The sequence below is a fragment of the Lentzea sp. JNUCC 0626 genome (assembly GCF_043632865.1).
GTDB lineage: Bacteria > Actinomycetota > Actinomycetes > Mycobacteriales > Pseudonocardiaceae > Lentzea.
The window spans coordinates 3,594,406-3,607,685 of record NZ_CP171635.1; the positions used below are offsets into that span (position 1 = coordinate 3,594,406).

At 69.4% G+C, this 13,280-nt stretch carries 11 protein-coding genes; 6 read left to right on the forward strand and 5 right to left on the reverse strand.

Going from position 1 to position 13,280, the window contains the following annotated elements; translation table 11 throughout:
• The first annotated feature begins 39 nt into the window (after nt 1–39).
• Together JNUCC0626_RS15110 and JNUCC0626_RS15115 are read left to right on the forward strand one after the other, a co-directional pair.
• The gene (locus tag JNUCC0626_RS15110) at nt 40–744 is read left to right on the forward strand and encodes a hypothetical protein (RefSeq protein ID WP_394620378.1); all 705 of its coding nucleotides are present in this window, start codon (nt 40–42) and stop codon (nt 742–744) included.
• A gap of 13 nt (nt 745–757) precedes the next feature.
• Entirely contained in the window at nt 758–2,281 is a 1,524-nt protein-coding gene (locus tag JNUCC0626_RS15115) for a hypothetical protein (RefSeq protein WP_394620379.1), read from the forward strand.
• Here the strand turns inward: JNUCC0626_RS15115 and JNUCC0626_RS15120 are convergent.
• The 3 genes from JNUCC0626_RS15120 to JNUCC0626_RS15130 all read right to left on the reverse strand — a co-directional run bounded on the left by JNUCC0626_RS15120 (nt 2,263) and on the right by JNUCC0626_RS15130 (nt 6,425).
• The gene (locus JNUCC0626_RS15120) at nt 2,263–3,231 is read right to left on the reverse strand and encodes a zinc metalloprotease (RefSeq protein WP_394620380.1); all 969 of its coding nucleotides are present in this window, start codon (nt 3,229–3,231) and stop codon (nt 2,263–2,265) included. The genes JNUCC0626_RS15115 and JNUCC0626_RS15120 overlap by 19 nt on opposite strands.
• Nucleotides 3,232–3,332: 101 nt before the next feature.
• Nucleotides 3,333–4,436 carry a winged helix DNA-binding domain-containing protein gene (locus JNUCC0626_RS15125; RefSeq protein ID WP_394620381.1) on the reverse strand — a complete coding sequence of 368 codons (1,104 nt, stop codon included), beginning with the start codon at nt 4,434–4,436 and terminating at the stop codon, nt 3,333–3,335.
• 15 nt (nt 4,437–4,451) lie between these two features.
• The gene (locus tag JNUCC0626_RS15130) at nt 4,452–6,425 is read right to left on the reverse strand and encodes an MMPL family transporter (RefSeq protein WP_394620382.1); all 1,974 of its coding nucleotides are present in this window, start codon (nt 6,423–6,425) and stop codon (nt 4,452–4,454) included.
• A 55-nt stretch (nt 6,426–6,480) separates the two neighbouring features.
• Here JNUCC0626_RS15130 and JNUCC0626_RS15135 point away from each other — a divergent pair, with 55 nt between their 5' ends.
• Nucleotides 6,481–6,924 (forward strand): MarR family winged helix-turn-helix transcriptional regulator, encoded by a 444-nt coding sequence (locus JNUCC0626_RS15135; protein WP_394620383.1) that lies wholly within the window; start codon nt 6,481–6,483, stop codon nt 6,922–6,924.
• Here JNUCC0626_RS15135 and JNUCC0626_RS15140 read toward each other — a convergent pair.
• Nucleotides 6,917–7,495, reverse strand: coding sequence for a maleylpyruvate isomerase family mycothiol-dependent enzyme (locus JNUCC0626_RS15140; protein ID WP_394620384.1), 579 nt, complete (start codon nt 7,493–7,495; stop codon nt 6,917–6,919). The genes JNUCC0626_RS15135 and JNUCC0626_RS15140 overlap by 8 nt on opposite strands.
• Before the next feature lie 54 nt (nt 7,496–7,549).
• The gene (locus JNUCC0626_RS15145) at nt 7,550–10,576 is read right to left on the reverse strand and encodes an AfsR/SARP family transcriptional regulator (RefSeq protein ID WP_394620385.1); all 3,027 of its coding nucleotides are present in this window, start codon (nt 10,574–10,576) and stop codon (nt 7,550–7,552) included.
• 179 nt (nt 10,577–10,755) lie between these two features.
• On the opposite strand from JNUCC0626_RS15145, the gene JNUCC0626_RS15150 reads away from it, so the two are divergent.
• The 3 genes from JNUCC0626_RS15150 to JNUCC0626_RS15160 all read left to right on the forward strand — a co-directional run bounded on the left by JNUCC0626_RS15150 (nt 10,756) and on the right by JNUCC0626_RS15160 (nt 13,230).
• The gene (locus JNUCC0626_RS15150; protein ID WP_394620386.1) at nt 10,756–11,343 is read left to right on the forward strand and encodes a hypothetical protein; all 588 of its coding nucleotides are present in this window, start codon (nt 10,756–10,758) and stop codon (nt 11,341–11,343) included.
• 25 nt (nt 11,344–11,368) lie between these two features.
• On the forward strand, nt 11,369–11,941 hold the full coding sequence (locus tag JNUCC0626_RS15155) for a hypothetical protein (RefSeq protein ID WP_394620387.1): 573 nt from the start codon (nt 11,369–11,371) through the stop codon (nt 11,939–11,941).
• Between the two features lie 71 nt (nt 11,942–12,012).
• Nucleotides 12,013–13,230: a hypothetical protein gene (locus tag JNUCC0626_RS15160; RefSeq protein WP_394620388.1), complete on the forward strand. Its 1,218-nt coding sequence runs from the start codon at nt 12,013–12,015 to the stop codon at nt 13,228–13,230.
• Nucleotides 13,231–13,280 lie beyond the last annotated feature (50 nt).

Here is a 13,280-nt window from a genome sequence, read left to right on the forward strand (position 1 = left end):
AGGGCCACAGCGTCCGAACGGCGTAACGAGGAGGCCTTCATGGCGACCACGTTCTGGGCTTGGATCGTGTCCGCTCTCGTCATCGTGCTGCTCGCGGTGGTGGTCCCCAGCCGTCTCGGCACGCAGAACGTGCTGCGGGACGCGCGCGGCCGCTACAGCCTGTCGCGCGTGCAGGTGATGGTGTGGACGGTCGTGCTGCTCTCGCTGATCAGCGGCATGGCGTTCGGCAGGTTCGCGGCGGGGCAGGTCGACGTCGCCGGGTTCGTGATCCCGCAGCAGGCGTTGTGGCTGCTCGGCGTCTCGCTCGGGTCCGGGGTCGTGGCGGCGGCGATCAAGGTCGCGAAGAGCACGAGCAGGCCCGACTCGGTGGCGGCCTACCCGCTCGGGCGGGAGACCGGCCGGTTCTGGGAGATGCTGACCGTCGAGGAGGGCGCGTCGGCGGGCAAGTCGGTCGACCTCACCAAGTTCCAGAACTTCGTGATCACCGTGCTGCTGGTGCTGCTCTACGTGGCGCAGGCGGTCTCGGCGCTGCGGGCCGTCGACAACCCGGCCGGGATCGCGGGGATGCCGGTGTTCTCCGACGCGTTGCTGGTGCTGCTCGCGGTGAGCCACGCCGGATACCTGCTGGGCAAGATCCCGTCGCCCGCGGGCACTCCCGAGGGCGGCACGATGAGTGCGCGGCTCGCCGCCGTTGCATCGGAAACCGATGTGGCGAAGGCGATCCCGGAGGCGCAACCCGCGTGATATCAACTCGCGGGTGATCAATCCCGTGACGCGCGGCGAGACGTGGCACCGGCCCGCCAGGTCCGGTTACCCGGACCCGGTGAAGATGCTGGGGTACGTGTGGCCGGTCGTGGAGAACCTGCGGGCCACTCCCCGTGAGGAGTGGCCCTCGCCGGACGCCCTGGTCGAGGCGCTGGTCGAGCAGGCCGAGTACTTCGAAGAGGCGGGCTGGGACGACTTCGCGTTGCGCACCCACCTCGAGGTGCTGGAGTTCCGCCGCGAGTTCGGGGACGCCGGGAAGCTGCGCAAGGTGCTGACCCCGTTGCGCGCCAACCTGATGCGGCAGGAACGGTACGAGGAGGCGTTGCCGGTCGCGGTCGAGGAGTTGGAGGTCGCCTGGCAGGTGGCGGTGCCCGGCGACTACAGCACCGAACGCGCGAACGTGGCCCGGTACTGGGTGACCGACCTGCTGGGCAAGCTCGGCCGGCACGAGGAGGCGGCGCTCAACGCCGCCGCGGCCGTCGAGGAACTGCGTGACCAGGGTCCGATCGAGAACGCCTCCCCGCGCGGTTACCGGCTCGCGCACGCCCACAGCGAGCACGCCGACCGGTTGGAGGTGCTCGGCGAGTTCGAACGGGCGGCGGACGTGCGGACCGAGTCGGTGACGATCTGGCGGGTGCACGCGGCCGACTCGCCGTTGAACTGCTACCTCGAACTGGAGGAGCTGAGCCGCCTCCAGTTGCGCCTGCGGCGGTTCGAGGAGTCCCGTGCGACCGCCGTCGAGTCCGTGGAGGTCCTGCGGCGGGGCGCGGAAGGCGACGACCCGCACCTGAAGACCCTGCACGCCGGTGCGATGCACAACCACGGCAACCGCCTGCACGACCTGGGACTGGCCGAGGAGGCGGTGGTGGCGGCCCAGGAGGCGGTCGCCTGTTACCGCGTGCTCGCCGCGCAGGCCGAACGCCGGGCGATGGCCATGAAGATGGAGCTGCACGTGTCGTTCGCGCTCGTCAGTCTCGCCGGTCGGCTGCGCGTCGTCGGCCGCCTGGACGAGGCGTTCACGGCCAACGACGAGGCCTTGGAAATCGCCTCGCGGTACGACGACCGCGAACTGGGCCGCAAGGAACTCGCGCGGGCGTGGCACAACAGGGCCGGTCTCCTGATCGGCTCCGAGTCCTACGTGGACGCCATGGACGCGGCCGCGAAGGCCGTCGAGCTGTACCGGACCGCCGAGGACAAAGCCATGGCGCGCAACACCTTCGCGGTGGCTTCGGCCCACAACGGCGCGCTCGACGTGGCGTTGGAGGCATCACTGCGGTCGGTCGCGGAGTACCGGGAGTGGGCCGCCGCCGACCCGTACACCTACACCTGGTTGTTCGCCGACGCGCTGGCCGATCACGCGATCATCCGGTCGCTGCGGTCCGAACGCGCCGAAGCCGAGGGGGCGATCGGCGAATCCCTGGTGCTGCACCAGGAACTCGCCGCCGCCCACCCCGGCCGTTTTCAGCGGGAACTGGATCGTGCCCGCTCAGTCGCGGATCACTTGCCGGCGCGGTAGGCCGTCCAGGCGCTCTGCATCCGGGTGTTCTGGCCCGGCGTGAACTGGTTGTAGCAATCGTCGTAGGAGTAGTCCATGTAGTTGTGGATCGGGTCGAGGCCCGCGCGCGAGCACGAGTCGCGGCCCTCGGGGCAGCCCGAGGTGGAGCTGGTCTGCGCGGGGGTGTCGGCGACCTCGTCGTTGGTCGCCGTGCAGCCGCCCTGGAAGGTGTGCCAGAGGCCCATCCAGTGGCCGACCTCGTGCGTGACCGTCTTGCCGAGGTTGAAGTTCACCTCGGAACCGCCGGGGACGGTGGCGTAGTCGACGACGACGCCGTCCATCTTCGGGTCGCCCTTGTACCAGGTCGGGAACGTGGCGAAGCCGAAGCCGTCGATGTCGGTGAACCAGACGTTGAGCGTCGCGGCCGTGCCGACGCGGGTCTGGGTCTTCATCTGACGCTCGGTGGTCGCGTTGTCCGCGCCGCCGTTGAACCAGGTGTTGTTGGTGTAGCGCTTGGTCTGCTGGGTCACGAACTTGAAGCCGGTCTTCGCCGCGGCGCTCGACTCGGCGCCCGCGAACCCGTCGTTCAGGACCTTGAGCTGCTTCGCGATGGTGGCGTCGGAGATCGCGCCCTTGCCCGCCGTCGTGGTGACGACGTGCCAGACGACGTTGATCGTGCCGCCCGCGGCCAGTGCGGCGACACCACCGCGCTGGTTGGCCTCCATGACCTTCGCGCGCAGGTCGGCGTTCATCTGCGCGGCCTGGGCGTCGGAGATCTCGTTGCGGTCGTGCCCGGAGCTGCCGGGACGGCCGCGCGCCGCCGAGTGCTCGTCGGCGTGGGTGTCAGTGCATTCGACGGAGTCGGAGCCGACGGCGGTCGCGGCGGGCGAACCGCCGAGCAGGGTGATCGCGCCGGCCGCGAGCAGACCGGCGGCGAACGCCGGCAGCACGCGCTTTCTCGTGAGAGACATTGAACTTTCCTCCATGCAGGGTGGAGGAATAGTGACTCACGCATGGGTCCTTTGTGGATCTTGACGTATTCACACAGTACGAACGGCGTGGGCCGGAAGGTTCACACCGTACGAACGGCGTGGGCCGGAAGGCCGCTCCACCACCGGGAATAACGCCGGTACACCTGCGGCTCGCGCTCGTCGAGCAGCTTGCGCAGGGCCGTCGCTTCCCCCGCGATTCCGGCCCATTGTTCCTCGTCCAGGGCCTGAAACGCAGTCACCTCAACGTCTCCGGCCTCCGTCGGGCGCCACACCCCGGCCACGTACCCGTCGACGAGAAGTGTCGGCAGCGTGTCGCCGTTGTTGCGGATGACGAGCTTGCGGTATTCGTCCGGAATGATCCGGCTCCGGTCCGCGTAGGCGAGCAACGTGCTGTCCCACATGGCCATCAGCCGGGGTGGCGCGACGGTGTCCTCGTCCGGGATTGTCCGGTTCGGCACGTCGTAGTGGTCGCCGACCTGGACGACGTCCAGCAACCCCAGGGCTTCCCGGATCGTCGTGCGCGGCAGCATGCTGAACTGGTTCATGTCGAGCACGGTCGCCGGACCGAACCCGGTGAGGTAGCGCCGCAGCATCTCGGCGACGGCCGCCATCCGTTCACGAGGCTCGGTCACCACGGACCGGTACGAGGGCCGCAGCCCGAACGCCCACGGCCCGCCCGTCGGCGCGTGCACGAGCCCGCCGTAGGTCCGCAACGCCCACCAGACGCCGGGTTCGCCCACATCACCGACGTGGGAGTGCAGCAACTCCTCGATCTCGGCCTTCTGCCGAGGCGTCGCGGCGAACTCCAGCAGGTGTTCCAGCAGCGCGTCGACCTGCTCGATCGTGACGTTCATGGACTTGAACCGCTTGTCGTACAGCCGCGACGCCCGCAGCGCGGGCAGCATCGCGTGGTGGAACACCTCGTGGTCGGCGGCCGCGACGGCGTGCAGGGTGATCCGCATGAGCGACGCCTTGCGGACCACCCCGGTCGCGAACGCCTCGTCCAGATCGGCGGGGTCGAAGCCGTCGACCCGGTTCCACAGCGCGAGGTACGGCGAGGCGGGTTCCTGCGCCTGGATCGCGACGATCCGGTCCACGGCCGTCAGCACGTCCACGGGTTCCCGCTCCAGCAGCATCTGCCGGTCGAGCGTGGCGCGGTTGAGCTGACGGGCCGTGTAGGTCATGACCGGAATCCTCACTCACCGCAGCTTCGACGGCCACCAGATTCGGCCACCGATGTCCACCGACAGCGCGGGCACGAGCAACGACCGCACCAGCAACGTGTCGAGCAGGACGCCGAACGCCACGATGAACGCGATCTGCGTGAGGAACAGGATCGGCAGCACCGCGAGCGCCGCGAACGTCGCCGCCAGCACCACACCCGCCGAGGTGATCACGCCACCGGTGAGGCTGAGCCCGCGCAACGTCCCCTCGACCGTGCCCAGTTGTTGCGTCTCCTCGCGGACCCGGGTCATCAGGAAGATGTTGTAGTCGATGCCCAGCGCCACCAGGAACACGAACCCGAACAGCGGCACCACGGGATCGGCGCCCGGGAAGTCGAACACGTGGTTGAACACCAGCGCCGACACGCCCATCGTGGCCGCGAAGGACAGCACGACGGTCGCGATCAGCAGCAGCGGCGCCAGCAACGACCGCAGCAGCAGCGCGAGGATCAGGAAGATCACGACCAGCACGATCGGGATGATCAGCATCCGGTCGTGCTCGGACGTCGTCCTGGTGTCGAGCAACGTCGCCGTCTGCCCGCCGACCTTGGCGTCGAGCGGGTGCACGGCGTCCCGGATCCGGTGCACCGTCTCGACGGCGGCGTCGGAGTCGGGCGCGTCCCTCAGCGTGGCCTCGATGCGCACGAGCCCGTCGGCCGTCCCGGACGGCCGCACGGTCGCGACACCGTCCACCTGGGCCTTCTGCACGACTTCGGCGCTCTTGGCCTCAGGCGCGATGATCACGGTCGGCGAGCCGGTGCCGCCGGGGAAGTGCCGCGACAGGACCTCCTGTCCCGCAACGGATTCGACCTCGGTGAGGAACACGTCGGATTGCGCCGTGCCGGACGCCTTGAGCTGCGGCAGGAACGCGGCGCCCACGAGCAGCACGAGGGTCGTGACGATCCAGATCGCCCGAGGCTTGGTGCGCACGAACTTCGCGACCCGGCCCCACAGCCCGCTCGTCTCGGGGTGCTTGGACCCGAACTTCGGGGCGAACGGCCAGAACGCCGCGCGGCCCAGCAACGCGAGCACCGCGGGCAGGAACGTCATGGTGGTCAGCAGTGCCGCGCCGATGCCGATGGCCGCGACCGGCCCGAGTCCCTTGTTCGAGTCGAGGTCGCTGAACAGCAGGCACAGCACGCCGAGGATGACCGTGCCGGCCGACGCCGCGATGGGTTCGATCGTGCCGCGCCAGGCCGTGCGGATCGACGCGAACTTGTCCTGGGTGTCCCGCAGTTCCTCACGGAATCTCGATACGAGCAGCAACGCGTAGTCCGTGGCGGCGCCGAACACGAGGATCGACAGGATGCCCTGGCTCTGCCCGTTCAACGCGAGAACGTCGTTGTCCGCCAACAGGTACACGACGAAACTGGCGAGCCCGAGCGCGAACACCGCCGACACCAGCACCACGACCGGCAGCAGCGGACTCCGGTAGACCACCAGCAGGATCAACGCGACCACGGCGCCCGCGACGATCAGCAGCAAGCCGTCGATCCCGCCGAACGCCTCCACGAGGTCCGCGACCTGCGCCGCCGGGCCCGTGACCAGCACCGTCAGGCCCTGCGGCGCCCCGCGCGTGCCGTCGCGCAGCTGGAACACCGAGTCCTTGACGTCCTTGGCCGGATCCAGCAGCACCACGACCTGCGCGGCGTCGTTGCCCTGCGGCGAGGGAATGACCGGCGACGCCTGGAACCCCTTCGCCTGGTCGGCGAGGTACTGACGGTCCTCTTCGGTCAGTCCCCCGGTCCGTTCGATCACGACGATCGCCGGGATGGCGTTCTGCTGCTGGAACTTCTTCTGCAGCTCGGCGACCTGAGTGGACTCGGCGGAGTTCGGCAGGAACGCGCTGCTGTCGTTCTCCGACACTTCCGACAGCTTGCCCGCGTACGGCCCGGTGAAGCCGCCCAGGGCCAGCCAGACGACGAGCAGCAGCCCGGCGAGGACTCGCATCAGTTAATCCTTCGATCGTCGAACGTTTCGATGGTCGAAACAGTAAGCTGTGATCGTGAGCGATGCAACCGACTACGACCTGAGCATGATGCTGCGCGAGCTGGTGATGGAGTCGAACCGGTTCCTGGAGATCTTCAGCGCGGCCCACGAGTTGCATCCCACCGACATGACAGCGCTGAACCTCATCATGACGGCCCCCATGACTCCCGGCACGCTGGCGAGGGCGCTGAACCTGAGCGCCTCGGCCACCACGTCCGTGCTCGACCGCCTCGAACGGGCGGGGCACGTGGTCCGCGAACGCGCGCCGGACGACCGTCGCCGCGTCGAGCTGCGCGTGCTCACCGCGGCGACGGAGCTGGCCGCGCACTTCTTCGCTCCCCTGGCCCGCGGGTACGCCGCCGCCTGGGGTGCGATGACCGCCGAGGAACGAGCCGTCGTCGCCCGCTTCCTGGCGGCCACCATCGAGGCGACGTCCGAGGTGCGTGCCTCGGTCAGCTGAGCCTGCGCCCGCAGATCATCAGCAACAGCTCCTGCGCGGGCGCCTCGATCTTCTGCGGGCCGTCACCGAACGCCCAGTCCAGGTCGGTGGCTTGGAGTCGCTTGCCGTCGAGGTCGGCTTTGAAGTACTTGACGTTGGCGGGCTTCATGCCGTCGAGCACGATCCGGAGCCGGTCGTGCGGCACCACGCGGCCGAGTCCCAGCGCGACGGTGATGTCGAGGCCGTGGATGATCTCGTGGCTGAGCGCGCCCGCCGGACCGCCGCCGGGTGGCGTCCACGGGTGGTCGACGTTGTTCTTCAGCACGTCCAGCAGCTCGCTCGCCGGGCGCAGGGCGTCGGCGCGGGCCATGCGGTCGGAGGCGTGGTTGAAGCGGCCGGCCGACTTGAGCATCTCCCACAGGACTCGCTTGCCCGACGAGTGGAACGGCAGCGTCGTGTGGGCGACGACGTGCTTCACCGTCCATCCTTCGCACAGGCTTGGTGCCTGCCACTGCTCGTCGGTCAGTCCACTGAGGAGTTCTGCCAGGTCACGACGTTCCGCCGCGACGGCGGCACGGATTTCTTCGGTCATGCTCCTACGTACGGATCGAACACCCGGAACTCATCGGTCCGCCGAGCGGAACTCTCACCCGAGCCGGGCGCTCAGGCTTTCCAGGCCCTCTTCGTGCGAGATCCCGCGGAACAACTCGCGTGCCTCGTCCCAGACCGTCCTGGCCCTGCGGTGGTCCCCAGCCGCGGCGTACGCGTCCCCGAGAGCGCGAAGAGTCCTTGCCAGGTAAGGGATCGAGCCGCGGGTCCGCCACACCTGCACCGAGCGTTCGAACGCGCTGACGGCGGCCGGCACGTCGCCCTCCGCCAGGTCCAGCTGTCCGAGCACGGCGAGCGCGTCGGCCAGGTAGTGGCCGAAGTTGCCGTCCTCGCTGTAGGTCCGCGTCAGCTCGGCGGTCGCCCTGGCCCGGTCGTCGCCCACCTCCGCGAACAGCTTCGCGAGGTACAGCAACGAGAACGCCTCCAGGTAGCGGTAGTCCAGGCGCCGCGCCATGTCCAGCGAGGTCTCCAGCAGTTCCCGGCCGCCGGCGACGTCGCCGGAGAACGACTTCGCCGCACCGAGGAACTGGGTGATCGTCGTGGTGTAGTGCGGGTTGCCGAGCTTCTCGGCGATCTTCGCCGCCTTCTCCAGCACCACGAGCGCCCCGTGGGGGTCGTCCTCGCCGTGGATGATCGCCATCACGTGATAGGCCCGTGCCTGGCCTTCGACGTAGTCCGCGTCGGTGGCCATCCGCAACGCGCGGTCGGCCAGGCCGAGTGCCTCGGCGCTGTTGCCGTCGGCCGACATGCTCCACGCCAGGCTCGCGAGGGCGTCGGCCGTGCCGCGCGGGTCGTCCAGCGCGGTGAAGAGTTCGAGGAGTTGCGCGGCGCTGGCACGCATGCGAGTCATCGCCGCGCCGGGGCCAGGCGGTGAGTTCCACGTCGTGACGTGCAGGAGACCGCGCATCAGCACGGCCTCGCCCCGCTTGTCGCCGGTCTGCCGGCACAGCACCACGGCCTGCTCGTGCATGCGCTGCCAGCCGTCGTACACGCCGCGCACGTTGAGGTACGTCTCGGTGGACCCGGCCAGGTCCCAGGCGAGCTGGGTCAGTCCCTCCTCGCACGACTGGGCGACCGCCGCCATCAGGGCCGCGTGCTCCGCGCCGAACCAGGCCATCGGGTCGGCGAGCAACGCGCCGGAGACGGCCTCGGGCAGCCGCCAGCGGGGCGCTTCGCTGTGCATGGGCGTGTAGAAGGGACCCGGGACGCTCTCCGACGCGACCTCCGCCAGCGCCAGCCACCCGCCGAACGCCCTGGCGAGGGCGGCGCGGCGTTCGGGTTCGGAGTCCTCGCGCCGCGCCTGTTCCCTTGCATACAACCGGATCAGGTCGTGCAGGCGGTATCGGAGACTGCCCGTCTCGTCGGTGCCGGTGAGGTTCAGCAGGTGGGCGTCGACGAGCGTTTCGATCTCCCGTTCCGCCTGCCGCACCGGGAGGTCGAGGAGCGCGGCGACCACCCAGGACGCGAAGTCCGGCGCGTCGAGCAGCCCGGCCAGCCGGAACGCCCGTTGCGCGCCCGGCGGCAGCATCCGGTAGCTCATCTCGAAGCCCGCGCGGACGTCGAGGTCGCCCGCCACGAGTTCGTCGAGCCGGTGTCGTTCCTCCCCGAGCACCCCGGCGAGGTGAGCGAGGGTCCACTGCCGACGGCTGAGCAGCCTGGCCGCCGAGATGCGCACCGCCAGCGGCACGTGCCCGCACAGCCGGACGATGTCCTGGGCCGCGGCCGGATCGGACTGGACGCGGTCGTCGCCGACGATGGCGCGCATCAGGTTCATCGCCTGGGCCGACGGCAGGACGTCGAGCTCCAGCAGGCTCGCGCCCGCGAGACCGACCAGCCGCACCCGTCCGGTGAGCAGCACCGCCGTGCCGGACTGCCCCGGCAGGAGCGGCCGCACCTGCTCCTCCCCCGCCACGTTGTCGAGCAGCACGAGGACTCTGCGGCCCGCCACGCAGCTGCGGAACAACGCCGCGCGGTCGTCCAGGGACTCGGGGATGGCGCTGCCGGAGATGCCGAGCGCGAAGAGGAACCGGCTGAGCACGTCCTCCGGGCGGGTCGGTTCGGCGGACGCCCCGCGCAGGTCCGCGTAGAGCTGGCCGTCGGGGAACCGGTCCGCGATCGCGTGCGCGACGTGCACGGCGAGCGTGGTCTTGCCCAGGCCTCCCAAGCCCGCGACGCTCGCCACGGCGACGGAGCCCGGCCTCGGCGCGGTGAGGGCCGCCTGCAGACCGGCCACCTCGTCGTCGCGGCCGGTGAAGTCCGGGATGTCCGGCGGCAGTTCGGCGGGAGTGGGGAACTTCGGCGCGACGGTGACGCGGGGAGCGAGGTCGAGGGACGGGTCCTGGCTGAGGATCCGCTGCTGCAGGTCGTGCAGCTCCTCGGCCGGGTCGAGCCCGGTCTCCTCGATCAGGGTCGTGCGGGCACGGGTGTACTCGGCGAGGGCGTCCGCCCGGCGGCCGCAGCGGTACAACGCCAGCATCAGCTGGGCGCGCAGCCGTTCGCGCAACGGGTGCGCGCCGACGAGCGCGGTCAGTTCGCCCAGCAACTCGGCGTGGCGTCCCAGTTTCAGGTCGACGGCGATCCTCGACTGCAGCACCGACAGCCGGACTTCGTCCAGCCGCGCGGCTTCCGCGGCCAGCATCGGCACGTCGGCCATGCCCGCGAACGCGGGCCCGCGCCACAGCCGCACCGCCTCGTGCAGGCGCCGCGACGCCTCGTCCAGTGCGTCGGCGGTCTCCGCCGCCCGCCCCGCCCGGGCGAGGTCCTCGAACCTCGTGGCGTCGAGCTCGTCCCTGTCCGCCTGGATCAGATATCCGGTGCCGCGCCGCACGACGCGCGCCGGGTCACCCAGCTGACGGCGCAGCCGGTGGACGTAGGTCTGCATGTTCTTGGTGGCGCTCTTCGGCGGGTGGTCTCCCCACAGGGCCGCCGCCAGCTGATCTTCCGACACGGGGTGGCCCACCCGGCTCAGCAGGGCGGCGACCAGCACGCGTGCCTTGGGGGTCCCGAGGTCGAGTTCCTCGTCGTCGCGCCACGCCGTCAGCGGTCCCAGAATCCCGAACCTCATCGCACCCCCTCGAACCCGACATACCGTATACGCCGCCTCCACCTGGGCTCCGCTGACCTCGTGTTCTCGACGTGTACCCGTCGTATTCCACCGGATGCCACGATTTGTCACATCGGGAAAAGTCCCGACGGCGGCAATTCGCTCAGCAGCCGACGAAGGTATTCGAAGAAGGTTTTCACATGCAGAGAATCGGGCGATTCCTCGCCTCGTCCATCGCGGCGGGAACGGCGATGGCCGGCCTGTTCGTCGCACCGGCGCAGGCCGTCGAGACGGCCACGCCGGACCCGGACATCGGCACCTACTCCGACGCGAGCTGCACCAAGAAGGTGAAGGTCGGGAACTCGCGCTACAAGGGGGACATCTTCCACTCGTGGGCGAAGACCCTCAAGGTCCCCCACAACCACGTCGGCATCTTCTACACGACGAAGATCGTCGTGGAGGCGCCCGGACCGAGCAGCAAGAGCCAGGCCCGCACCGCGGCCACGCTGAACAAGTGCGGCCCCATCTACAAGATGTACGTCAAGGCCAAGCAGAGCACCCGCAACAAGGCGGCCAACTACGCCTACAACGAGCTGCGCGGCAAGTTCTACGACGGGGACTTCGCCAAGAACAAGATCAACACCGCTCTCGGGGTGAACTGCTCCGAGCTGGTCTGGCGGGCCTACAAGCACGCGGGCATCGAGCTCGACGCCGACGGCGGACCGGGCGTGTACCCCGACGACATCAAGGACGACGCCAGCACCGTCATCTACAGCACCCGCAGGTGATGACGTCCCGGTGAACGGAGCGCACATGTCGAAAGCCAGGCGAATTCTCGCCTCCTCCGTCGCGGCGGCCGCAATTGCGGGAACGGCGTTGACCGGCCTGCTCGTCACGCCGGCTCAGGCGGCGGAAATGTCCTCCGACAGCGATTGCACGGAAAAGGTGACGGTCGGGAACTCGCGCTACAAGGGAGACATCTTCCACTCCTACGCGAAACTCGCCCAGGGCACCGACAATCACGTCGGAATCTTTTACACGACGAAAGTCGTCGTGGAAGCGCCTGGCCCCGGCAGCAGGAGCCAGGCCCGCACCGCGGCCACGCTCACGAAGTGCGGTCCCGTCCACAAGATGTACGTCAAGACGACGCAGGCCGGTCGCGACTCGGCGGCCGACCACGCGTACCGAAAGCTCCGCGGCAAGCCGTTCGACACGCACGCCAACAAGAACAAGGTCAACGGCGACCACGAGCTGAACGGCGCGGAACTGGTCTGGCGGGCCTACCGGTCCGTCGACGTCGATCTCGATCGCGACGGCGGAACGGACGTGCACGCCGACGACATCAAGAACGACAGCAGCACCGTCATCTACAACACCCGCAGATGATCACACCCCAGTGAGCGGTGCGGCCCGCCTCGTGCGTGCCGCACCGTCTCCCGCCTGAGAGGACTCATCCGGTGCCCCTGCGCCGACTGGCCGCACTCGTCGTCGGCGCGGTGCTGACGACGACGGCCTGCACCACGCCCGCCGTCGAGCCCGTCGTCAAGCCCGACAAGGCGAAGCTGGGCGACACCGTCCTCGCGTTCTACCTCAGCGCGGACTCCGAGGTTGCGACCGAGCGCCAACCGTCCTACCTGGTCCTCGTGCGGGCGGACGGCGGCAAGGAGCTGGTCGAGACCAACGGGATGCGCGAGCCGCACCTGGCGTGGTCGGGACGCGGCCTGTTCTTCAGCGACGACACCCGTGACTACGTCCTCGGCAGGGACGGACTGACCACCTTCGAGAACAAGAAGTCCTCGCTGCAGCAGTCGGCTTTCGCGCTGCCCGACGACAAGGGGTTCGTGGCGGTCTACAACGAGGGCTTCTCCGACGCGGAATCCGGCTACACCAACCAGGTGGCCGTCACGACCTCGGCCGGTTCGCAGCTGTACCAGGTCGAAGGCAACTACTACATGAACGCGCTGTGCGGTGACGTCCTCAACGGAATCGCCACCCAGTCCGGCACCCACTTCCCGGCGTCGGCCGCCGTTCCCGGCATGCGCTCGAACGTCGACACCTCGGCCGAACCGGAGCTGCTCTCCCAGCTGTACCCCGCGACCCAAGGGCGCGAAAAGGCGCTCGCCTGGCGCGCGGCCTTCAACGCGGGTGACCACAACCGCCACGTGCCGTGCCACGACGGCGTCATCACGTTCCTCTCGGATTACGCCGACGCCGACGACAACCCGCACATGGTCGTTGTTTCCTGGGACACCAAGACCGGCGAGTACGCCGAACGTCCCCTCGTCGACGCGCGAAACCGCCCCATCGCCGAAGAACTGCCCGACCCCGAGACGTTCGCGCAGAAGTCCTACGACGCACGGGCCGTCCGTGACGGCCGGCTCGAATGGCTCGCCGGTGACGGCCGGATCATGAGCACCGACATCGCTTCGGGAGTCACCGCGGCGCGGTTCGACACCGGCCTCGGCTCCAGCGTCACCTCGTCCGGCCAGGCGGTCTTCACGGAGCGGTCGATCCACGTCGTCCAGGAGACGTTCGACGGCAGGACGCCCATCAGGATCAAGCGCTTCGACCGCGCCACCGGGAACCTGGTCAGCGAGACGGCCGTGGCCGGGCTGGCGGAGCAGCTCGGGCTTCAGCTCAACCTGAGGAGCATCGCCGTTCCTCCTGGGGCATGAGGGAACTCCGGGAACCGCGCGTTCGGCGCGGTTCCCGGAGTCGCGGTGCT